This is a genomic window from Citrobacter sp. wls829 (assembly GCF_005280825.1).
Taxonomy (GTDB): Bacteria; Pseudomonadota; Gammaproteobacteria; order Enterobacterales; family Enterobacteriaceae; genus Citrobacter; species Citrobacter gillenii.
On sequence record NZ_SZWP01000056.1, the window covers coordinates 1 to 20,182 of the forward strand.

24 protein-coding genes are annotated in these 20,182 nt (G+C 54.2%); 3 read left to right on the forward strand and 21 right to left on the reverse strand.

From position 1 onward, the window contains the following. From FDW88_RS10665 to fkpA, 9 genes are all read right to left on the reverse strand, one after another. Positions 1 to 128 (reverse strand): GTP-binding protein (locus tag FDW88_RS10665; RefSeq protein WP_016197641.1); only part of this gene is annotated, 128 nt, incomplete at its 3' end. Positions 129 to 198: 70 nt separating this feature from the next. Continuing rightward, positions 199 to 2,313 carry an elongation factor G gene (gene fusA, locus FDW88_RS10670; protein WP_096759315.1) on the reverse strand — a complete coding sequence of 705 codons (2,115 nt, stop codon included), beginning with the start codon at positions 2,311 to 2,313 and terminating at the stop codon, positions 199 to 201. A gap of 96 nt (positions 2,314 to 2,409) precedes the next feature. Beyond that, entirely contained in the window at positions 2,410 to 2,880 is a 471-nt protein-coding gene (gene rpsG, locus FDW88_RS10675) for a 30S ribosomal protein S7 (protein ID WP_016154763.1), read from the reverse strand. Positions 2,881 to 2,975: 95 nt separating this feature from the next. Then, the gene (rpsL, locus tag FDW88_RS10680; RefSeq protein ID WP_003023654.1) at positions 2,976 to 3,350 is read right to left on the reverse strand and encodes a 30S ribosomal protein S12; all 375 of its coding nucleotides are present in this window, start codon (positions 3,348 to 3,350) and stop codon (positions 2,976 to 2,978) included. 125 nt (positions 3,351 to 3,475) lie between these two features. Continuing rightward, the gene (gene tusB / locus FDW88_RS10685) at positions 3,476 to 3,763 is read right to left on the reverse strand and encodes a sulfurtransferase complex subunit TusB (protein WP_137362538.1); all 288 of its coding nucleotides are present in this window, start codon (positions 3,761 to 3,763) and stop codon (positions 3,476 to 3,478) included. Between the two features lie 6 nt (positions 3,764 to 3,769). Next, complete coding sequence (gene tusC / locus FDW88_RS10690; protein WP_096759313.1) at positions 3,770 to 4,129, reverse strand: sulfurtransferase complex subunit TusC; 360 nt, start codon at positions 4,127 to 4,129, stop codon at positions 3,770 to 3,772. Further along, positions 4,129 to 4,515 carry a sulfurtransferase complex subunit TusD gene (tusD, locus tag FDW88_RS10695; RefSeq protein WP_115257337.1) on the reverse strand — a complete coding sequence of 129 codons (387 nt, stop codon included), beginning with the start codon at positions 4,513 to 4,515 and terminating at the stop codon, positions 4,129 to 4,131. Before tusD ends, tusC begins: the two co-directional genes overlap by 1 nt. Then, positions 4,515 to 5,237: a transcriptional regulator gene (locus tag FDW88_RS10700; protein ID WP_003023643.1), complete on the reverse strand. Its 723-nt coding sequence runs from the start codon at positions 5,235 to 5,237 to the stop codon at positions 4,515 to 4,517. Before FDW88_RS10700 ends, tusD begins: the two co-directional genes overlap by 1 nt. Before the next feature lie 105 nt (positions 5,238 to 5,342). Continuing rightward, positions 5,343 to 6,185, reverse strand: coding sequence for an FKBP-type peptidyl-prolyl cis-trans isomerase (gene fkpA, locus FDW88_RS10705; protein ID WP_137362539.1), 843 nt, complete (start codon positions 6,183 to 6,185; stop codon positions 5,343 to 5,345). A gap of 231 nt (positions 6,186 to 6,416) precedes the next feature. On the opposite strand from fkpA, the gene FDW88_RS10710 reads away from it, so the two are divergent. Then, positions 6,417 to 6,635 (forward strand): protein SlyX, encoded by a 219-nt coding sequence (locus tag FDW88_RS10710; protein WP_003023639.1) that lies wholly within the window; start codon positions 6,417 to 6,419, stop codon positions 6,633 to 6,635. A 113-nt stretch (positions 6,636 to 6,748) separates the two neighbouring features. On the opposite strand, the gene slyD is transcribed toward FDW88_RS10710, so the two are convergent. From slyD to kefG, 4 genes are all read right to left on the reverse strand, one after another. Then, positions 6,749 to 7,366 carry a peptidylprolyl isomerase gene (slyD, locus tag FDW88_RS10715; protein ID WP_115257335.1) on the reverse strand — a complete coding sequence of 206 codons (618 nt, stop codon included), beginning with the start codon at positions 7,364 to 7,366 and terminating at the stop codon, positions 6,749 to 6,751. Between the two features lie 94 nt (positions 7,367 to 7,460). Further along, complete coding sequence (locus FDW88_RS10720) at positions 7,461 to 7,661, reverse strand: YheV family putative zinc ribbon protein (protein WP_005121675.1); 201 nt, start codon at positions 7,659 to 7,661, stop codon at positions 7,461 to 7,463. 9 nt (positions 7,662 to 7,670) lie between these two features. Further along, positions 7,671 to 9,476: a glutathione-regulated potassium-efflux system protein KefB gene (gene kefB / locus FDW88_RS10725; RefSeq protein ID WP_135911301.1), complete on the reverse strand. Its 1,806-nt coding sequence runs from the start codon at positions 9,474 to 9,476 to the stop codon at positions 7,671 to 7,673. Continuing rightward, a complete protein-coding gene (kefG, locus tag FDW88_RS10730) occupies positions 9,476 to 10,027 on the reverse strand; it encodes a glutathione-regulated potassium-efflux system ancillary protein KefG (RefSeq protein WP_135912833.1) in 552 nt (183 codons plus the stop codon). Before kefG ends, kefB begins: the two co-directional genes overlap by 1 nt. Positions 10,028 to 10,158: 131 nt before the next feature. Here kefG and FDW88_RS10735 point away from each other — a divergent pair, with 131 nt between their 5' ends. Then, entirely contained in the window at positions 10,159 to 12,063 is a 1,905-nt protein-coding gene (locus tag FDW88_RS10735) for an ABC transporter ATP-binding protein (RefSeq protein WP_115257332.1), read from the forward strand. A 16-nt stretch (positions 12,064 to 12,079) separates the two neighbouring features. Then, positions 12,080 to 13,012 (forward strand): LysR family transcriptional regulator, encoded by a 933-nt coding sequence (locus tag FDW88_RS10740; protein WP_117342446.1) that lies wholly within the window; start codon positions 12,080 to 12,082, stop codon positions 13,010 to 13,012. An 83-nt stretch (positions 13,013 to 13,095) separates the two neighbouring features. Here the strand turns inward: FDW88_RS10740 and mdcH are convergent, their stop codons facing one another. The 8 genes from mdcH to mdcA form a co-directional block, all read right to left on the reverse strand. Next, positions 13,096 to 13,992, reverse strand: a complete 897-nt coding sequence (gene mdcH, locus FDW88_RS10745; protein WP_137362540.1) for a malonate decarboxylase subunit epsilon — start codon at positions 13,990 to 13,992, stop codon at positions 13,096 to 13,098. Beyond that, complete coding sequence (locus tag FDW88_RS10750) at positions 13,993 to 14,610, reverse strand: malonate decarboxylase holo-ACP synthase (RefSeq protein WP_137362541.1); 618 nt, start codon at positions 14,608 to 14,610, stop codon at positions 13,993 to 13,995. 3 nt (positions 14,611 to 14,613) lie between these two features. Continuing rightward, positions 14,614 to 15,573, reverse strand: coding sequence for an AEC family transporter (locus FDW88_RS10755; protein ID WP_115257328.1), 960 nt, complete (start codon positions 15,571 to 15,573; stop codon positions 14,614 to 14,616). A gap of 124 nt (positions 15,574 to 15,697) precedes the next feature. After that, a complete protein-coding gene (gene mdcE / locus FDW88_RS10760; RefSeq protein WP_117342448.1) occupies positions 15,698 to 16,498 on the reverse strand; it encodes a biotin-independent malonate decarboxylase subunit gamma in 801 nt (266 codons plus the stop codon). Then, a complete protein-coding gene (locus FDW88_RS10765; protein ID WP_115257326.1) occupies positions 16,498 to 17,331 on the reverse strand; it encodes a biotin-independent malonate decarboxylase subunit beta in 834 nt (277 codons plus the stop codon). The genes mdcE and FDW88_RS10765 overlap by 1 nt, the downstream gene beginning before the upstream one ends. Further along, entirely contained in the window at positions 17,324 to 17,623 is a 300-nt protein-coding gene (gene mdcC, locus FDW88_RS10770) for a malonate decarboxylase acyl carrier protein (protein ID WP_062775705.1), read from the reverse strand. The genes FDW88_RS10765 and mdcC overlap by 8 nt, the downstream gene beginning before the upstream one ends. Further along, a complete protein-coding gene (locus tag FDW88_RS10775) occupies positions 17,605 to 18,492 on the reverse strand; it encodes a triphosphoribosyl-dephospho-CoA synthase (RefSeq protein ID WP_115257325.1) in 888 nt (295 codons plus the stop codon). The genes mdcC and FDW88_RS10775 overlap by 19 nt, the downstream gene beginning before the upstream one ends. Beyond that, positions 18,492 to 20,147: a malonate decarboxylase subunit alpha gene (mdcA, locus tag FDW88_RS10780; RefSeq protein ID WP_062775702.1), complete on the reverse strand. Its 1,656-nt coding sequence runs from the start codon at positions 20,145 to 20,147 to the stop codon at positions 18,492 to 18,494. Before mdcA ends, FDW88_RS10775 begins: the two co-directional genes overlap by 1 nt. Between the last annotated feature and the right edge of the window lie 35 nt (positions 20,148 to 20,182).

The following is a 20,182-nucleotide window of genomic DNA, read 5'->3' on the forward strand; positions in this document are numbered from 1 at the left end:
GAACCGCCGTAGGTTTTAGCCAGTACGGTGGTGATTGCAGCGGTCAGAGTAGTTTTACCGTGGTCAACGTGGCCGATGGTGCCGACGTTAACGTGCGGTTTTGTACGTTCAAATTTTTCTTTAGACACGGCTATATTCCTTACTATAGTGCTCTCCCCTTATAGAGAGAGCACGGGATTTTGGTTTTTAACCTGCGGCTTATTTACCGCGGGCTTCGATTACGGCCTGAGCAACGTTGTTCGGCGCATCATCATACTTCAGGAATTCCATAGAGTAAGATGCACGACCTTTGGTCAGAGAACGCAGCTGAGTTGCATATCCGAACATTTCAGACAGCGGAACTTCAGCATGAATCTGAACACCAGTAGCGTTAGATTCCTGACCTTTCAACTGACCACGACGACGGCTAAGGTCACCGATGACGTCACCAGTGTTCTCTTCCGGCGTTTCTACTTCAACCTTCATGATCGGCTCAAGCAGAACAGGTTTCGCTTTCTTAAAGCCATCTTTGAAGGCGATAGAAGCAGCCAGTTTAAACGCCAGCTCAGAGGAGTCAACGTCATGGTAAGAACCGAAGTGCAGACGCACGCCCAGATCAACAACCGGATAGCCAGCCAGCGGGCCAGATTTCAGCTGTTCCTGGATGCCTTTATCAACGGCCGGGATGTATTCGCCAGGAATTACACCACCTTTGATGTCGTTGATGAACTCGTAGCCTTTCGGGTTTGAACCCGGCTCCAGCGGGTACATGTCGATAACAACATGACCGTACTGACCGCGACCACCAGACTGCTTAGCGTGTTTACCTTCGATATCGGTAACTTTCGCGCGAATCGCTTCACGGTAAGCAACCTGAGGTTTACCGACGTTCGCTTCAACGTTGAATTCACGCTTCATGCGGTCAACGATGATGTCGAGGTGCAGCTCACCCATACCGGCGATAATGGTCTGGTTAGATTCTTCGTCAGTCCATACGCGGAAAGACGGGTCTTCTTTAGCCAGACGGCCCAGAGCCAGACCCATTTTTTCCTGGTCAGCTTTGGTTTTCGGTTCTACCGCGATGGAGATTACCGGCTCAGGGAATTCCATACGCTCCAGAATGATCACGTGGTCTGGATCACAAATGGTGTCACCAGTTGTCACATCTTTCAGACCGATCGCAGCCGCGATATCGCCCGCGCGAACTTCTTTGATCTCTTCACGCTTGTTGGCGTGCATCTGTACGATACGACCAAAACGTTCACGAGCCGATTTCACTGGGTTGTAAACAGTATCACCGGAGTTAACCACGCCAGAGTACACGCGGAAGAAGGTCAGGTTACCCACGAACGGGTCGGTAGCGATTTTGAATGCCAGAGCAGCAAACGGCTCTTCATCGCTAGCGTGACGCTCAGCCGGAGTATCTTTACCGTCGTCCAGAATACCGTTGATCGCAGGTACGTCGATTGGGGATGGCAGGTAATCAATTACCGCATCCAGCATCGCCTGAACACCTTTGTTCTTGAACGCAGAACCACAGGTTACCAGGATGATTTCGTTGTTCAGAACGCGCTGACGCAGAGCAGTCTTGATCTCTTCTTCAGTCAGTTCTTCACCACCGAGGTATTTCTCCATCAGCTCTTCTGAAGCTTCTGCAGCGGACTCGATCAGGTTCTGGTGCCATTCTTCAGCCAGTTCCTGCATGTCTGCCGGAATATCTTCATAAGTGAAGGTTACGCCTGCGTCTTCTTCGTTCCAGTTGATGGCTTTCATTTTCACCAGGTCAACAACACCGGTGAAATGTTCTTCAGCACCAATAGCCAACTGCAGCGGAACAGGGTTCGCGCCCAGACGGGTTTTGATCTGACCAACAACTTTCAGGAAGTTCGCACCCATACGGTCCATTTTGTTAACGAACGCAATGCGTGGAACTTTATATTTGTTAGCCTGACGCCATACGGTTTCAGACTGCGGCTGAACACCACCAACTGCGCAGTAAACCATTACTGCACCATCAAGCACACGCATGGAACGTTCTACTTCGATTGTGAAGTCAACGTGCCCCGGGGTGTCGATGATGTTTACGCGATGCGGTTCATACTGCTTGGCCATACCAGACCAGAATGCAGTAGTCGCTGCGGAGGTGATAGTAATACCACGCTCCTGCTCCTGTTCCATCCAGTCCATGGTGGCTGCGCCGTCATGAACTTCACCGATTTTATGGTTTACACCGGTGTAGAACAGAATACGTTCGGTAGTAGTGGTTTTACCGGCGTCGATGTGCGCACTGATACCGATGTTACGGTAGCGCGCGATGGGTGTTGTACGAGCCATTTGATTCCTCGTTTATCTTTTAGGCGTTCAATTTAAGTAGCCCAAAGCGGGCTGCTTACAGGAAGCGCCCGCCTGGTGACTATTACTCCGAAGGGATTACCAACGGTAGTGTGCGAACGCCTTGTTGGCTTCTGCCATACGGTGAACGTCTTCACGTTTCTTAACTGCAGTACCTTTGTTTTCTGCAGCATCAGAAAGTTCGTTCGCCAGGCGCAGAGCCATGGATTTATCACCGCGTTTACGAGCAGCTTCAACGATCCAACGCATTGCCAGAGCATTACGACGAACCGGACGGACTTCAACTGGTACCTGATAAGTAGAACCACCAACGCGGCGAGACTTAACTTCGACAGTCGGGCGCACGTTTTCGAGGGCTACTTCAAAGGCTTCCAGGCCATCTTTACCAGAGCGCTGAGCCAGGGTCTCCAGGGCGCTGTATACGATGGTTTCTGCAGTAGATTTTTTACCATCTACCATCAGGATGTTTACAAATTTAGCCAGCAGCTCTGATCCGAACTTAGGATCCGGCAGAATTTTACGCTGACCAATGACGCGACGACGTGGCATGGGAATACTCCGTTGTTAATTCAGGATTGTCCAAAACTCTAAGAGTTTAGTTTGACATTAATATAAAACGTTTGGCCTTACTTAACGGAGAACCATTAAGCCTTAGGACGTTTCACGCCATACTTGGAACGTGATTGCTTACGGTCTTTAACGCCGGAGCAGTCAAGCGCACCACGAACGGTGTGGTAACGAACACCCGGAAGGTCTTTTACACGACCGCCACGGATCAGGATCACGGAGTGTTCCTGCAGGTTGTGACCTTCACCACCGATGTAGGAAGTCACTTCAAAACCGTTAGTCAAACGCACACGGCATACTTTACGCAGTGCGGAGTTTGGTTTTTTAGGAGTGGTGGTATATACACGGGTACATACACCACGTTTCTGCGGGCAGGCTTCCAGCGCAGGCACGTTGCTCTTTGCAACTTTGCGTGCGCGTGGTTTGCGTACCAGCTGGTTAACTGTTGCCATTAAATAGCTCCTGGTTTTAGCTTTTGCTTCGTAAACACGTAATAAAACGTCCTCATACAATATGAGGACGCAGAATTTTAGGTCGGTGTCGAAAAGGTGTCAAGAAATATACAACGATCCCGCAATTACCAGGCAATCTGGTTGGGATGCTTCACCGTAAGTCTGACGAAGTCAGTATAGCTAACCCTGACGACACTGTCTGAAATTCGACCACCCAACCCGCGAGCCTTAATGTCTTCTTCCAGTACATAAATCTTAATGGAGGCATTTTGCAGCGTTTCAAGGAAACGGCTGCCTTCTATGGCTGCAGTCACACCATCCTGAAGCAATAAAAGCTCATCGTCTGCGCCAACAAGACGCAGCAGGGAGGAGAAGTCAGTCAGCCACGCTGAGCGATGTAGAGTATGCAGCATGCGCGTTTAGAACCTCATAATGACGTCATAGTTGCCCAGTTCACGGCGCAGTTCTTCAGGTTCAAGTACCGTCGCATCGACAACGAATTTCATGTCCGTATCAAGGCCACGTTCGCGCAATGAGGCAGCGCACAGCCAACATTGTTCTATATCGTACAGCCCCAACAATTTGAAGGTCGCAATATAGTCCCGTGCCAGAATGAGATCAGGTTTTTGCTCTGGCAGGATTTGGAAGACGCCGTCCCCGATAAAAAAGACGCCGAGATCTTCTGTTAGTGCTGATGTCGCCAGTAGTGCATCCAGACCTTCACGGCCCGATGCGCTCCCGTGAGGCACGGTGGAAAATACAAAAGCGATTCGATTCATTAGAACTGCACCACGCGATCGCACGTCAGGGATGCCTCAGCGAGCGAACCCAGCCCACTAAGGTTAAAACCCGCTTGTAAATTAGCCCCAGCCAACGCCAACCTCTCTGCTTCAGTTTCATCAACAACGCCGCGGCGTAGCGCCGCTGCCACGCAGATATTTAGCTCTACGCCATGCTGTTGATTAAGCTGTTGCCAGGCGCGAACCAGATCAAATTCATCACTGGCGGGCGACGTCAGCAGATTGGCGTTATACACGCCTTCACGATAGAAAAAGACACGGCTTAACTCATGACCTTCTTCAATCAATGCGTGAGCAAATTGCAATGCGCTGCTCGCCTGCTGCGTACCATAAGCAGGTCCAGTCACGACGATAGCAAAGCGCATTACTTGTCTTGCCCCTGGAAATCACCGCTCTTGAACTGGCGAATATAAAGATAAACCGTGTGCTTGGAGATGTTCAGGCGGTCAGCAACCTGGTTAATAGCATCTTTGATATCGAAGATACCTTTCTCATACAAGTTCAGGACAATCTGACGATTCTTCGCATTGTTGGAGACGTTACGATCGGCATTCACTTCTTCAATCGTGAACTCCAGCGTCTGGGTAACCAGATCTTCCACTGATGAGGCGAAGTTCACGGCAGAACCCACTTCTGGGGTTTCCGGTGGAATAAAGGTATTCATTATCTGCGAGAATGGAACATCAAGGTTCATATTGATACACAGCAGACCAATTACGCGATGCTCACGGTTGCGAATGGCAATCGTCACCGACTTCATCAAGACACCGCTTTTCGCACGTGTGAAGTAACACTTCGACACGCTGCTATCCGCACCCGTCATATCATGCAGCATGCGCAACGCCAGATCGGTAATCGGTGAGCCAATTTTACGACCCGTATGTTCACCGTTAGCAATGCGAATAGCCGAGCATTTCAAATCCTGCAAAGAGTGCAATACGATTTCACAATGGGAACCAATGAGCATCGCCAACCCGTCCACTACCGCTTCGTAGGATTTAAGGATATCGAAGTCGGTTTGATCGAAAGGACGTTGATCCAGCAAATCTAGCTCACTGGTTTCGTTGGTTAAAAGCGACCTGGACATGAAAAAAAGCACTCCTTTTCAGGAGCCTGTCGTTATGTTGTCAGGGCAGGCTCATCACTATTAGGGGCATCTAAAGTAATACAGCGCACGAGGCGCTTTCCAGTATTAATTATATCCTGTCGATAATAAAAAACCGTTGCTGCTGTCTGCAGCTTTTTCAGCCGGGGCAGCATCTGGTTTAGCGTCGGCTTTCGGGGCCGGTTTGATGTCCAGCAGCTCAACATCAAACACCAACGTGGAGTTTGCCGGGATACCCGGAACGCCGGTTTTGCCATATGCCAGATCCGGTGGAATAACCAGCTGGATTTTACCGCCTTTCTTGATGTTTTTCAGACCTTCGGTCCAGCCTGGGATAACACCGTCAAGACGGAAAGAGAGCGGCTCACCACGCGTGTAAGAGTTATCAAACTCTTTACCATCGATCAGTGTGCCTTTGTAGTTCACTACAACGGTATCGCTGTCTTTCGGTGCTTCACCAGTACCTGCTTTCTCTACTTTGTAGACCAGGCCAGTAGAAGAGGTTTTAACGCCTTTCTCTTTAGCAAACTTCTCGCGGTACACTTTACCTTTGGCTTCGTTATCAGCCGCGTCTTTTTCCATTTTCGCCTGAGCGGAAGACTTCACGCGCGCTTCGAACGCCTGCAGGGTTTGCTCGATTTCCTGGTCGGACAGCTTGCTCTTATCAGCAAACGCGTCCTGAACACCAGCGATCAGCTGGTCTTTATCCAGTTTGATGCCCAGTTTTTCCTGTTCTTTCAGGGAATTTTCCATGTAACGACCCAGAGACGCGCCCAGCGCGTAAGCAGATTTTTGGTCGTCATTTTTGAATGCGGCTTTGCTGTCAGCAGTAGCGGCTGGTTTCGCAGCATCGGCGGCGAAGGTGATCGGGGCATGTAGAGCTACGGCCATCGTGGTCGCCAGCAGCGTTACTTTAAACAGTGATTTCATCCATCTCTCCAGGGCCGGGGCATCTCACCCCAGGGTTAACTAACACAAAAATGTACTATAAAGCGTTGCAGAACAAATCAACATACGGGCACGCCCTATTATCACCACTTTTCAGACTCTTTTTGTTTAAATTAGTTTCGTTGCGAAGGAATGAGTGCTGTGCAAACAGACAAAGTTGAGTAAAATTCGCCGCAGTCCGCGATCTGCCGGAAATAACAGAAGAGGTGAATCATGCAGGATACAACGATGGAAACCCGCCTGGCTGAGCTGGAAAGTCGCCTGGCATTTCAGGAAATCACCATTGAAGAACTCAACGTGACGGTCACCGCTCACGAACTGGAAATGGCTAAACTGCGCGATCATCTGCGTCTATTGACGGAGAAGCTTAAAGCAACGCAGCCATCCCATATTGCGTCGCAGTCTGAAGAGACGCCACCACCGCATTATTAAGACGTAAAAAAAGCGGGGTTTCCCCGCTTTTTTTGTGCCGGATGACGACGTAAACGTCTTATCCGTTCTACGGTAGGCCTGATAAGCGTAGCGCCATCAGGCAATCATACCGATTAGTGGCAACCGCAGCCGCCGCCGTTACCTTTGCCTTTACCGCCGCCACCGCAGCAGCCTTCGCCGCCGTGTTCATGACCATGATCGTGGTCATGACCGTGACCGCCGCAGCAACCATCGTGACCATGTTCGTGATCGTGGTCATGGCCGTTTGCACCGTGAACGTGGCCGTGAGCCAGTTCTTCTTCGGTTGCTTCACGGATAGCGATAACTTCTACGTTGAATTTCAGGTTCTGGCCAGCCAGCATGTGGTTACCGTCAACCACGACGTGGTCATCTTCCACTTCGGTAATTTCTACCGGTACTGGACCCTGGTCGGTTTCCGCCAGGAAACGCATGCCAACCTGCAGTTCGTCAACGCCCATGAAGACGTCTTTCGGCACGCGCTGCACCAGGTTTTCATCATACTGACCGTAAGCGTCGTTTGCGCCAACAGCAACATCGAATTTATCGCCAACTTCGTGACCGTCCAGCGCTGTTTCCAGGCCAGAAATCAGGGAACCGTGACCATGCAGGTAGTCCAGCGGTGCACTCACCGGAGACTCATCAACCAACACACCGTCTTCTGTACGTACCTGATAGGCCAGGCTGACCACCAGGTCCTTTGCTACTTTCATGATATCTCCTGAGCATGGAAAGAATAGTGGCGCAGATTGTAGCGGAATTCTGCACCTGTGTACCCTCTAGCTTAAAAAAAGCTGCGGCATATCGCTAGTCCGGATGAAAAATCCCTATTACTTGCTCTTCTTTGCGAACGTGCTCGCGGGCTTCTTTATCCGCTTCCCGCATCTGGTGACCACACTTAACACACTCAACAATATCGATATTATTTTCGCGCCACATCGCCAGTGAATCCTGCGCCTGGCAGGATGGGCATTTTGCACCTGCAATAAAACGTTTACGAATTGCCATGGTTATCCTCTACTCAAATTCATCCCAGCCGTCCGGCTGACGTCGCTCTCGCTGCATTTCACGCTGGAAAATCTCTTCCAGTTCGCGCCTGGCTTCTCGGGCTCGAGAGATTTGTACCGTATCTGTGTGGATAGGGATCAGCTCCCGCAACATGCTCATGTCCAGCCGACGAAAATGCAGCTGGGCACGCTGCGCCTGATGCGGGTGCATCCCCAATGACACCAGCGTTTTTCGCCCCAACTCCAGTGCGCTGGAGAAGGTTTCGCGGGAAAACTGTGTCACACCAGCCTGTATTAACTCATGCGCCTCTACTCGTCCGCGCGCGCGCGCAAGAATATGCAAATGTGGAAAATGCTGTTGGCACAATTCCACTAACTTCATCGTATCTTCGGGTTCGTTACAGGTAATGACGATCGATTGTGCCGCTTCTGCACCGGCAGAACGTAACAGTTCCACCTGCGTGGCATCGCCGTAATACACCTTATAACCGTATTTACGCATCAGGTTCACCGCGCTGATATCCCGCTCCAGCACGGTAATACGCATTTTGTTCGCCATCAGCAAACGCCCAATTACCTGACCAAAGCGGCCAAATCCCACCACAATCACCTGCGGCTTATCGTCTTCCACCCAAGGTTTTTCATCTTCTTCATCCGGGCCGTTAATCTGGCGGGAGAGCCATTTATCAATCAGCTTCATCAATAGCGGCGTGGTCATCATCGATAGCGTGACGGCCACCAGCAGCAGCGCCATTTGATCGCCCTGAAACAGTCGTTGCGAGGACGCGGTTGAAAACAGTACGAACGCGAACTCGCCCCCCTGGCTTAATACCCCGGCAAACTGCATCCGTTCCGAACTTCTCATGCCATTCAGGCGCGCCAGCACATACAGTACCAGCGCTTTAACCACCACCAGCACAATAACGCTTACCGCCACCCACAGGATATGGGTATACAGCACGCCAAGATTGAGCGACATCCCCACAGAAATAAAGAACAGCCCCAACAGCAGCCCCTTGAAGGGATCGATAGCCGTTTCCAGCTCGTGTCGGTATTCGCTTTCCGCCAGCAACACGCCGGCGATAAACGTCCCCAGCGCCATCGACAGCCCCAGCGCGTCCATGAATAAAGCAGAACCGAGCACCAACAACAGCGTGGCGGCAGTAAACACTTCCCGCACGCCGGAATCCGCAATAAAGCGGAAAACGGGGCGCAGCAAATAGCGTCCACCAATCAACATGCCAGCAAAAGCCAGCACCTTCATGCCCACTTTGATCCAGTCAAAATGCTCATCGGCAGAGCCCGCCAATAACGGCACCAGCGCCAATGCCGGGATCACCGCCAGATCCTGAAACAGCAGTACCGAAAAGCCCAGCTGTCCGGATTCGCTGCGGTTCATCCCCTTTTCCCGCATCAACTGGAGCGCCATCGCAGTGGACGACATCGCCAGACCAATCCCCCCCACCACGGCTGCTTGCCAGGAGAAGTGGGTTAGCATCAGCAGCCCGGCCAAAATCACCGCGCTGAGCATCACCTGCGCGGCTCCGACGCCAAAGATAGAGCGCCGCAGTTGCCACAGTTTGGCCGGGTTAAGCTCCAGCCCAATAATGAACATCAGAAAGACCACACCCAGCTCGGCGAAATGGAGAATTTCATCCACATCGCTGATGAATCCTAATCCCCACGGCCCAATCGCCATCCCTGCCAGCAAATACCCTAACACCGGGCCGATACCCAGTTTTGACGCCAGCGGCACCGCCGCTACCGCCGCGAAGAGGAACAGCACTCCCGCAGTCAATAAATCAGAACCTTCCATCAGCGGCCTCCCGCAGGGATTGGATTTGCCAGCCATTCACCATACGCTTTGGCATGGCTGTCCAGTTCCTGCTTCGTTTGCCGTCTGGCCCAGTAAACGATGATGGGGCTCATCCAGTGCATTCGACACATACCGGCTGTCAGCTCAAAGGGGCGCAGCACATCGCTCATTGGATAGCGGTTCAGCGCGTCATAACGGTACGCGCTTTCGGGTTCACCGGTGGTGATGACGCTCCGCCAGTACTTTCCCGCCAGCTGATTTCCTCCCAGCCCACTGGCAAACCCACGACTCAGCACACGGTCAAACCACTCTTTGAGCAGCGCTGGACAGCTATAGGTATACAGCGGATGCTGAAAAACAATCACATCATGGTCACGCAGCAGCGCCTGCTCATGCGGGATGTCGATAAAAAAATCAGGATAGTGCGCATAAAGATCGTGCACGGTAACATTACTGAGCTGCATGGCCGGTTTAAGCAGCACCCGGTTCGCGACCGAGTCCTGAGATTCCGGATGGGCATACAGCAGCAAAACTTTCGCTGGCTGGAACATCATCCCCCTCCCGGTTATGTCTTTGTCTATTTTCGGCGTTTTGGGCTACCATTGCGCCTCGGTGCGGCAAACCGCCCACACATTACATTATCATAATGATAAATTAACATAGTCTGAACATACGGCGCCTTATGATTGTTTTCTCCTCGTTACAAATTCGTCGCGGCGTGCGCGTCCTGCTGGAAAATGCCACGGCCACCATTAATCCAGGTCAGAAAGTGGGCCTGGTGGGTAAGAATGGCTGCGGTAAATCTACCCTGCTGGCATTGCTGAAAAATGAAATCAGCGCCGACGCTGGCGGGTTTACATACCCAGGTAACTGGCAGCTCGCTTGGGTAAATCAGGAAACGCCCGCGCTTGCTCAGCCTGCGCTGGAATACGTCATTGACGGCGACCGCGAGTATCGTCAACTGGAAGCACAGTTGAACGAGGCCAACGAACGTAACGACGGGCATGCGATTGCCACCGTGCACGGCAAACTGGACGCCATCGACGCCTGGACCGTGCGCTCGCGTGCCGCCAGCCTGCTGCACGGCCTCGGTTTTTCTAACGAACAACTTGAACGCCCGGTCAGCGATTTCTCCGGTGGCTGGCGTATGCGTCTTAACCTGGCTCAGGCGCTGATTTGCCGTTCTGACTTGCTGCTGCTTGATGAACCGACCAACCACCTCGATCTCGACGCCGTAATCTGGCTGGAAAGATGGCTGAAAAGCTATCAGGGTACGCTGATCCTGATCTCCCACGACCGTGACTTCCTCGATCCGGTGGTGGATAAGATTATTCATATCGAACAGCAAACCCTGTTCGAGTACACCGGGAACTACAGCGCGTTTGAAGTGCAGCGTTCCACTCGCCTCGCGCAGCAACAGGCGATGTACGAAAGCCAGCAAGAGCGCGTGGCGCATCTGCAAAGCTATATCGACCGCTTCCGGGCGCAGGCCACCAAAGCCAAACAGGCGCAGAGCCGTATCAAGATGCTGGAACGCATGGAGCTGATTGCCCCAGCCCATGTTGATAACCCGTTCCACTTCAGCTTCCGCATACCCGAAAGCCTGCCTAACCCACTGCTGAAAATGGAGAAGGTCAGCGCAGGTTATGGCGAGAACATTATTCTCGACTCCATCAAGCTGAACCTGGTGCCAGGGTCACGCATCGGCCTGTTAGGCCGTAACGGCGCGGGTAAATCCACACTGATTAAACTGTTGGCAGGAGAACTGGCACCTATTAGCGGTGAAATCGGTCTGGCGAAAGGTATTAAGCTCGGTTACTTCGCCCAGCATCAGCTGGAGTTTTTACGCGCGGATGAATCGCCCATTCAGCATCTGGCCCGCATGGCGCCACAGGAGTTAGAACAGAAGCTGCGTGATTACCTCGGCGGCTTCGGCTTCCAGGGCGATAAAGTCACCGAACAGACCGCTCGCTTCTCGGGGGGTGAAAAGGCACGACTGGTACTGGCGCTTATCGTTTGGCAGCGTCCGAACCTGCTGCTGCTCGATGAACCGACTAACCACCTGGATCTCGACATGCGCCAGGCACTGACCGAGGCGTTGATCGATTTTGAAGGCGCACTGGTGGTGGTGTCGCACGACCGTCATCTGATTCGCTCCACCACCGACGATCTCTATCTGGTTCATGATAAAAAAGTTGAGCCGTTCGACGGTGATCTGGAAGATTATCAACAGTGGCTGAGCGACGTACAAAAGCAGGAAAGTCAGAGCGATGAACCGGCAAAAGAGAGCGTCAACAGCGCCCAGGCGCGTAAAGACCAGAAGCGCCGTGAAGCCGAACTGCGCACCCTAACCCAGCCGCTGCGTAAAGAGATTACCCGTCTCGAAAAAGAGATGGAGAAGCTGCAGGCACAGCTGGCACAAGCGGAAGAAAAACTCGGTGACAGCGAGCTGTACGACCAAAGCCGCAAGGCCGAACTGACCGCATGTTTACAACAGCAAGCCAGCGCTAAATCGGGGCTGGAAGAGTGTGAAATGGCCTGGCTGGACGCGCAAGAGCAACTTGAGCAGATGCTGCAGAACGACTAACCACGAAAGGCGGACGATGAACTTATCAATCACCGACGATATTACCTTCCGCAAACTGACCATCTTCATGACCTTTATGGAGAAGGGCAACATCGCCCGTACCGCCGAGGCGCTGGATATCAGCGGCGTGAGCGTGCATCGGGCGCTGCATACGCTGGAAGAGAACGTTCGTTGTCCGCTGTTTGTACACAAAGGGCGTAACCTGATTGCGCAACCGGCGGCGTGGACGCTGCTGGAGTATTGTCAGGAAGTGACCCAGTTAATGGAGCGTGGGCTGGAAGAGACGCGCAAAACGGCGGGCGTCGGTCAGGGCCGTCTGCGTGTCGGCACGCTCTACTCGTTAACGCTGGAAACAGTGCCACGCCTGATTATGGGTATGAAGCTACGTCGTCCGGATCTGGAAATGGATCTGACGATGGGATCAAACGAAGCCCTGCTGAATATGCTGGAGAGCGGTACCCTGGATGCGATTCTGATCTCGATCTCTGAAAGCGAGATCGACCGTAACAGTCTGGAAGTGTTGCCGCTGTTCCACGATGACATCTACCTTGCTGCACCGATCACGGCAGCGCTGGATCCCAGCAAAACAGCGGATCTTCGCAATTATCGCAATGAGAAGTTCGTTTCGTTGGCGGAAGGCTTTGCCACCTATGCGGGCTTCCAGGAAGCGTTTCATGTCGCCGGGTTTGAGCCTTCAATCGTCACTCGCGTGAACGATATTTTCTCGATGCTCAGTCTGGTGCAGGCAGGGGTTGGATTCTGTTTGATGCCAGGGCGAATGAAGAAGATGTATGAGAATACCGTGAAGCTGCAAAAGCTGTCCGAGCCCTATCAAATGCAGCAGCTTATCGCGATTGTCTTTGCCCGCAACCGCGAGCGCGACCCGAGTTTGCTGGCGTTAGCTGCCGAAGGGCGGATGTATGCGCGGAGTTTGAAGAGCGGAGCCTGATTGCCGGATGGCAACGCTAACGCGTTTTATCCGACCTACCGATTTTGTAGGCCCGATAAGCGCAGCGCCATCGGGCAATACCACTATGCACGCAGCCGTTTCGCCAGATGTACAGCAACGTCCACGCCGCTGCGTTCGAGCGAAATTGACTCTCCTTCCCACGCCGCCTGACGCGTTAGGCAGGTCAACACACCGCCGGGTGGCATTTCAATCGCCAGCCGGGCTTCACGCTCATTGGCGGAGACCACCGCCTCCTGCCAGCGCACGGTGCGCGCCATATTCATCGCCAAATCGTCAGCAATGCGCTCCGGCTGCCACAGCACGCGTCCAGTGCTGCCGCTGAGATAAGCGTAGCGAGGACGAGAAAGTGTCACCTGGCTAAACGCCTCTGCCAATTTTTGCGCAGGTTCTGCCAGGAGTTCGCAGTGTGACGGTACGCTAACCGCCAGACGATGTGCTTTGCTCGCCCCTTTCTCCAACGCCCGTTTTGCCACTCCAGCCATTGCCTCATCAGTCCCGGCAATCACAATCTGCGTTTCGGCATTGAGGTTGGCGATATACGTTCCGCTACCCGCCACCAGCGATTCCACCTGCGATAACGTCAGCCCCATGATCGCCGTCAGGCCGTAGCCATGTGGATAGGCCTGCTCCATCAAATCACCGCGCAACGCCACCAGTTTAAGCGCGTCGGTAAAGTCGAGCGCCCCGGCCACCACCGCTGCCGGATATGCACCAATCGACAGCCCGCTCACAATGTCTGGTGAAACGCCGCGACGTTCCAGCTCGCGCGCCCAGGCAACCCCGGCAATCAACAGCGCTAACTGTACCGCCCGGGTATGTTGCAATGCGTCAGGGGAATCCAGCGTATCCGCTTCTGCACCCAGCACTTCACGTGCCAGCGCCAATTCCGTTCCCGGCAGGTTATGCAGCATCTCTGGATGCTGGGTTCCCTGTCCCGGAAAGGTGAACAGAATTTTCATTTACTCCTCCCTGCTCCACGGGTCGCTCACCAACCGCGGCCCCTGCGATGTTTTTAACAGTGCCCTGCCGTCGCGCAGCCATTCGTTTAGGGCAAACGCGCCATACGGCGTTTCTACCTGAGTGTCCGCACGGCACAGACCGTCCGTGAGCTGTTGCTGCCATTTTTCCAGCACCTCGCGTGATAGCGCCTGCGGGGCACGGATCAGCAAATCCAGATCGCTACTGGCATGAATCACCGGGATCCCGGTCGCCAGCGCATAACCGGTGCTGCCGGTAATACCCCATGTCCACGGCCACGCTTGCTGTGACAGCAACAAAGCCACCTGAACCGGTGGCTGAGAGATAAACGGTGAACGCAGCATCGCCTGCGGGTCAACCAGCAACTCCGGGGTACAGACGCGGGTGACGGCATCAGGATTCACCCAACCCGCCGCCCGCTGACAGCGCTTCATGCCGCGCACACCGACGGGGATACGCCCCGCCTCGTCAACATCACGCCGCACAACCACCGGCAGGCCGGTATGCCAAACGTCATCCACCCAGGATTCCGTGGTCTCTTCCAGCGCGTCACGCGCATTCAGCCAGATAAGATCGTGTGGGCGTAATGTTGAGGTCATGATTTACATTCCTGAAGTCAGCGAGATAAACAGCGGCAGCGACAGGATACACAGGACTGAGCTCAACAGCAGCACGGCTTCTGCATCCGGTGACTGCACGCCAAAGCGGTTACCGAACACCACACCGAAGAAACCGGCAGACAGCGCAATCATCAGAATAGCGGTAATGGCTACGGAGCCATGCAGACCGAAGATAAGCACGATGCCCCAGGCAATTGCAGGCTGAATCAGCAGCTTGGTAATAGTCGATGTAATAACCACGGTATTGATCTGCAGTTTACGGGCAGACAAGATAACCCCGGTCAGGAACAGCGCGGCGGCGGTTGCAGACAGGCCCAGCGGTTTAATGGCCGCCAGTACCAGTTCCGGCATTTTGATGCCGATAGCCGAGAGAATAACCCCCAACAGCGGGCCCATCACGATAGGTTTCTTGATAGAGCGCCACATCAATACCGGCAGCATTGACAGTGTGGAGCCGGTATTTCCACCTGCTGCCAGCGCTTTTTCACGCTCCAGAATCAGCAGGCAGAACGGCGTCATCAGCACGGAACCGCAGGCAATAGACACGGCAACCGAAAGCGACGTTGATGACGCTTCACCGAGGACGCTACCAAGAATCGGCAAGCCAAGCGCCGCGTAGTTTGGCAGCGCGACGGTCAACGTCAGCACGGCGGCATCCTGCGGAGATTTTTTGAAGACTTTGGTCGCCATAAAGTAGATGACAGCATAGGTAATCCACATTGCCAACGTCAGCACCACAATCAGCGGCGACTGCGCAACAATACCGGCCCATGGGGTTTGTACCGTCGCGCTAAACAGCGCAGCGGGTAAAGCAAAGTCCATCACGAAGATATTGAGTAGGGAGACGTTTTTGTTGTCCACCATTTTGGCCTTCCCGGCCCAGAATCCTAGTAGCATGATGACGAAAATCGGAGCAAGAGCATGAACAATTACGTAAGTCATAATTCACCTGTAATATAAAAAAAAGTAGCACTGACGCGATGATTATTATTTTTCAGATGCAGTGGCCCACGCGGGCGCAACGTCTGCGCCCGCAAAGTCTTACATCTGGCAGGTCTCTTTTTACTTACCAGCTTGCTCGCATACGTTCGCGTACGAGGGCAGAGCTGCGGCGATTGTCAGCGCCCAGACGGCTTTTCAGCGTTGGATCCTGACGAGCGTCATTGATGGCCTGTTGCAGGGTGTTTTTAACCTGCGTCAGATCGTTTGCAGATGGCGCATCTGGGTTGCTGATATCCAGCAGATTTTCCAGCAGCCCCAGCGTGGCGTAGTTGCTGATGTCGTACGCCATTGGCGGAATGGTTGCCGCCAGTTTTTCCAGCGCCTCAACGGAACGCAGCGTGATACGCGCGGCAGATTCTTTGCCCATTGCGTGAATCAGCACACCTTTGTCGTTGAACGCAATCAGACGGTTTGCCTGGTAACCGTGTGCCAGGAAGGCACCGGACATGGCTTTACCGACAATCAGGCCAATGACCGGGTGGCCCGCCAGACGCGCATTGGCATACGCCGCCGCCGCACCGGCCAGCGCCTGGTGAATACCGAAGCCTTCTTCACGACGACCGTATGCCTGGCTTGGCACATCAATCACCGCCACAATCGGACGTTTCACCGCGTTATTGGCGTCGGCTGCGATGGTTTCGCTCACCACTTTCGCCAGTGTCCAGCCTTCCAGCAGACCGACTTCACCGCCAGCAGCACGTGGGTAATGGTTATTGGCATCCGGAACAACGGCAATAAAGCGCACCGTTTCACCGTTCAGTTCACCATCAGCGGCCTGTACGGACGGGCACAGCCCGGCAATACGTTTAGCGTTCGGTACGAGGGTTTCCAGCCATAATTCGCCACGGCTTATTGAGTTACTCATCATTTCACCTCCCGGGCGAAAAGCGCATGAATCTGTTCGGTATCGGCCTGTTTACGGGTGTCGAAATTCGTTAAACGGTCGAGATACCAGTCGTAGTTATCGGTGCGGTGTTTTGCCGGTACGCCTTTTGCCAGCGCGTCGTTCATTGCCGCTTTCACGGCGTTAACGCCATCGCCGACCAGTGCTTCCACCAGCCCGCTTTGGTAGCGAATTTCACCACCGGTCATGCTCCAGATAAACGGACGGTCACGGGAGTCATACTCTTCAATCCCCGCTTCCTGCTCGATAACCTGCGGGCCGTTCAGCCCCAGACGCGCTTCACGGGTCACAATCAGGTAGCTACACAGTGCCGCAGCGATAGACATCCCGCCAAAGCAGCCCACGGTACCGGCGACAATGCCGACTACCGGGGTGTAACGACGCAGGTCAACAATCGCCGCATGAATATCGGCAATCGCCGCCAGGCCAAGGTTGGCCTCCTGCAAACGCACGCCGCCGGTTTCCAGGCTTAAAACAGCCTGAGTTGGGATGCCGTTGCGGTTATCTTCCGCCGCCAGCTCCAGCGCCGCTGCCATTTTGGCACCGGACACTTCACCCATGCTGCCACCCTGGAATGCGCCTTCAATCGCCACCACCACTGCCGGTTTGCCGTTGATGGTGCCTTTAGCAACGACCATGCCGTCATCCGACTGCGGAACGATGCCCTGCGCGCCAAGCCAAGGCGACATCACGCCGTCAAACGGGTCGAGCAGTTCGCGGTAGCTGCCTTCATCAAGCAGCGCGTGGGCACGCTGACGTGCTTTTAATTCGATAAAACTGCTGTCATCACGCATGGCTCACCTCTTCAAATACCTGTTCGATACGAATACGTGCAACACCTGGGGTTGCGCCAAAGTCGTGGATCGTCAGTTTTCCTGCAGGCAGGCTGCTGACCGTTTGCAGACGGTTCAACAACGCTTCCCAGCGACTACGGCTGTTATCGACAGAAGTGGTGATATCAATGGTTAACGTCTGGCTCTGGTCGGCGGTGAATAACACCTCCATATCCCCGGAGCCCACGACGCCTGCCAGCGCTTTACCGCTTAAGGTGCGGCTGGCCGGTACGGTTAACGTAATGTGTTCCATAACATCCTCTTAATACTTCGTGTATAGGGCGAATCGATGCGGTCGATGAACAAGGTGGCAGCGAGTAAATCTGCTGCCCCGCCCGGCGAGGCGTTCAGCGCCAGCATATGGCTATCGAGTGCGGCCAATGCCGCCTGACCTGCTGGATGAGCGCTGCCGCCAGCATTCAGCACCGCACGGGCGCCGTCCTGCATGGCATCCAGCCCTTCCATACCTGCGCGAGAGAGCACGCAGGTATCGGTCAGCGAGGTCATGATCGCCATCAGCGCGTCGAGTCTGGCGTGCGTTTCACTGCTGCCGTTAAACCGGCTTAAACGCAGTTGCGGCAGCGCACGTTGCATCACATGCGGAAACGCCTGCTGTGCCTCTTCACGTGCACCCGGCACCTGATAACGGTGCGTCGCACGCAGCCCTTTGCTGAACACTTTGGGTGCGGCGGCATCCGGCAGTTTTGCCAGCTCGGCGGCAGTCGCCGCGACCTGCTGTGCACTCGCGGTGCCACCGTGCATTGCCACCGCGCTCACCAACAATCCCAGTGCCCAAATCGCGCCACGGTGGGTGTTCACACCGTCCGTGGCCGCCATCATCTGTTGCTCGCCTTCGCGACCGAGTCGCCCTATGGTTTGTCTGAGCGCAATATCCGCTGGACGCTGCCAGCTTTGTTGCGCTAACGACTGAAATGTAGAGGTCAGGCTGTGCGCAGAGCGCTCCATTAACGCAAGCGACAAGTCGTGATGCGCGCCATTCCCCCGACTGTCCACCAGACCGGGTTTCGGGCTGAGTCGTGCTTCGTCAATCAGACACTGCGTGGCGGTTCGCGCCAGCCATTCGGCACCGCCTTCAACCTGAATCGGGGACAGAAGTTTCATTACCAGCTCCGGAATTTCGCAGGTGGGTTGTAAAGACCGCCAGACCATTCAACGAGATCGGACACGCTACCGGCGGCCAGCAGAGAACGGGTCGCGTCGGTACGACGAATGCCCATATCTTCTGGATACACCACCTTGCCACTCTGACGCAGTTCAGCGACGCGTTTCGCATCAACGCCCAGACCGATGTCGGTGATCCCGGCAACCGCAGCCACCATCGCCCGGCGCTCTTCAAGATCTTTTGCCCGGTAGAGGTAAGCGATCCCTTCTTCGGTCAGGACGTGGGTGACGTCATCGCCATAAATCATCACCGGTGCCAGCGGCATCCCGGAGGTTTTGGCGACTTCAACCGCATCAAGTTTCTCGACGAAGGTCGGTTTCACACCAGCCTGGAAGGTTTCCACCATCTGAACAACCAGTTTTTTACCGCGCTGCATTGGGTCAGGTTCGGTAATCATGTTCAGCCAGGCAGGTGTTGCATGACGACGGCCGTGCGGGTCATGGCCCATGTTTGGTGCGCCGCCGAAACCGGACAGGCGTCCACGGGTCACCGTTGAGGAGTTGGCATAGCCATCAACCTGCAAAGTGGAACCGATAAACATATCGACCGCGTACTGACCCGCCAACTGACAGAAAGCACGGTTAGAACGCATTGAACCATCGGCACCGGTGAAGAACACATCTGGGCGGGCACGGATGTACTCTTCCATCCCTAATTCACCGCCGAAGCAGTGCACGCTTTCAACCCAGCCGCTTTCGATAGCAGGAATCAGCGTTGGATGTGGGTTCAGCGTCCAGTGTTTACAGATTTTGCCTTTCAGACCCAGCTGTTCGCCGTAGGTCGGCAACAGCAGCTCGATTGCCGCAGTGTTAAAGCCGATACCGTGGTTGAGCGACTGGACCTGGTGCTCTGCGTAGATACCTTTAATGGCCATCATCGCCATCAGGATATGTTCTTGTTTGATCAGGCGCGGGTCACGGGTGAACAGCGGTTCAATGAAGAACGGCTTATCGGCGACGACCACGTAATCAATCCATGAGCCCGGAATATCAACGCGCGGCAGGTCGCATTCATCGTCGACCAGTTCGTTAACCTGCGCGATGACGATACCGTCATGGAATGCGGCGGCTTCAACCAGCGCCGGGGTATCTTCGGTACTCGCCCCGGTGTAGAGGTTACCTTTGCGGTCGGCTTTGAAACCGGCAATCAGCGCCACGTTTGGTGACAGGTCAACATACAGACGGGAGTAAAGTTCGATGTAGGTGTGGATGGCGCCAATTTCCAGCTGACCATCTTCCAGTAGCTGCGAAATACGCAGGCTTTGGGTACCGGAGAAAGAGAAGTCCAGCTTGCGAGCGATACCTTTTTCGAAGATATCCAGATGCTCGCTGCGTCCGACGCTGGGCATAATCATGTGCAGGTCGTGCACTTTTTGCGGGTTAACTTCAGCCAGCATGCGAGATAAGAAATCTGCCTGCTTTTGGTTATTCCCTTCTAATACCACGCGGTCACCCGGCGCGATAAGTAATTCCAGCATCGCGGTCAGGTCTGCGGTCGGCAGAACCTTGCCCTGCACCGGAACGGAAGCCAGACGCCGCTGTTTTTCTGTGCGGCGGGTGTTCCAGACTCGAGCTGGCGTTTGCCCAGATAACATTATTAACCTCCTGATTCAGCGAATCATTTTTGATT

Coding starts and splice junctions, on each gene's coding strand:
- fusA (WP_096759315.1), bottom strand. CDS start 2,313: ATGGCTCGTACAACACCCATCGCGCGCTACCGTAACATCGGTATCAGT.
- rpsG (WP_016154763.1), bottom strand. CDS start 2,880: ATGCCACGTCGTCGCGTCATTGGTCAGCGTAAAATTCTGCCGGATCCT.
- rpsL (WP_003023654.1), bottom strand. CDS start 3,350: ATGGCAACAGTTAACCAGCTGGTACGCAAACCACGCGCACGCAAAGTT.
- tusB (WP_137362538.1), bottom strand. CDS start 3,763: ATGCTGCATACTCTACATCGCTCAGCGTGGCTGACTGACTTCTCCTCC.
- tusC (WP_096759313.1), bottom strand. CDS start 4,129: ATGAATCGAATCGCTTTTGTATTTTCCACCGTGCCTCACGGGAGCGCA.
- tusD (WP_115257337.1), bottom strand. CDS start 4,515: ATGCGCTTTGCTATCGTCGTGACTGGACCTGCTTATGGTACGCAGCAG.
- FDW88_RS10700 (WP_003023643.1), bottom strand. CDS start 5,237: ATGTCCAGGTCGCTTTTAACCAACGAAACCAGTGAGCTAGATTTGCTG.
- fkpA (WP_137362539.1), bottom strand. CDS start 6,185: ATGAAATCACTGTTTAAAGTAACGCTGCTGGCGACCACGATGGCCGTA.
- FDW88_RS10710 (WP_003023639.1), top strand. CDS start 6,417: ATGCAGGATACAACGATGGAAACCCGCCTGGCTGAGCTGGAAAGTCGC.
- slyD (WP_115257335.1), bottom strand. CDS start 7,366: ATGAAAGTAGCAAAGGACCTGGTGGTCAGCCTGGCCTATCAGGTACGT.
- FDW88_RS10720 (WP_005121675.1), bottom strand. CDS start 7,661: ATGGCAATTCGTAAACGTTTTATTGCAGGTGCAAAATGCCCATCCTGC.
- kefB (WP_135911301.1), bottom strand. CDS start 9,476: ATGGAAGGTTCTGATTTATTGACTGCGGGAGTGCTGTTCCTCTTCGCG.
- kefG (WP_135912833.1), bottom strand. CDS start 10,027: ATGTTCCAGCCAGCGAAAGTTTTGCTGCTGTATGCCCATCCGGAATCT.
- FDW88_RS10735 (WP_115257332.1), top strand. CDS start 10,159: ATGATTGTTTTCTCCTCGTTACAAATTCGTCGCGGCGTGCGCGTCCTG.
- FDW88_RS10740 (WP_117342446.1), top strand. CDS start 12,080: ATGAACTTATCAATCACCGACGATATTACCTTCCGCAAACTGACCATC.
- mdcH (WP_137362540.1), bottom strand. CDS start 13,992: ATGAAAATTCTGTTCACCTTTCCGGGACAGGGAACCCAGCATCCAGAG.
- FDW88_RS10750 (WP_137362541.1), bottom strand. CDS start 14,610: ATGACCTCAACATTACGCCCACACGATCTTATCTGGCTGAATGCGCGT.
- FDW88_RS10755 (WP_115257328.1), bottom strand. CDS start 15,573: ATGACTTACGTAATTGTTCATGCTCTTGCTCCGATTTTCGTCATCATG.
- mdcE (WP_117342448.1), bottom strand. CDS start 16,498: ATGAGTAACTCAATAAGCCGTGGCGAATTATGGCTGGAAACCCTCGTA.
- FDW88_RS10765 (WP_115257326.1), bottom strand. CDS start 17,331: ATGCGTGATGACAGCAGTTTTATCGAATTAAAAGCACGTCAGCGTGCC.
- mdcC (WP_062775705.1), bottom strand. CDS start 17,623: ATGGAACACATTACGTTAACCGTACCGGCCAGCCGCACCTTAAGCGGT.
- FDW88_RS10775 (WP_115257325.1), bottom strand. CDS start 18,492: ATGAAACTTCTGTCCCCGATTCAGGTTGAAGGCGGTGCCGAATGGCTG.
- mdcA (WP_062775702.1), bottom strand. CDS start 20,147: ATGTTATCTGGGCAAACGCCAGCTCGAGTCTGGAACACCCGCCGCACA.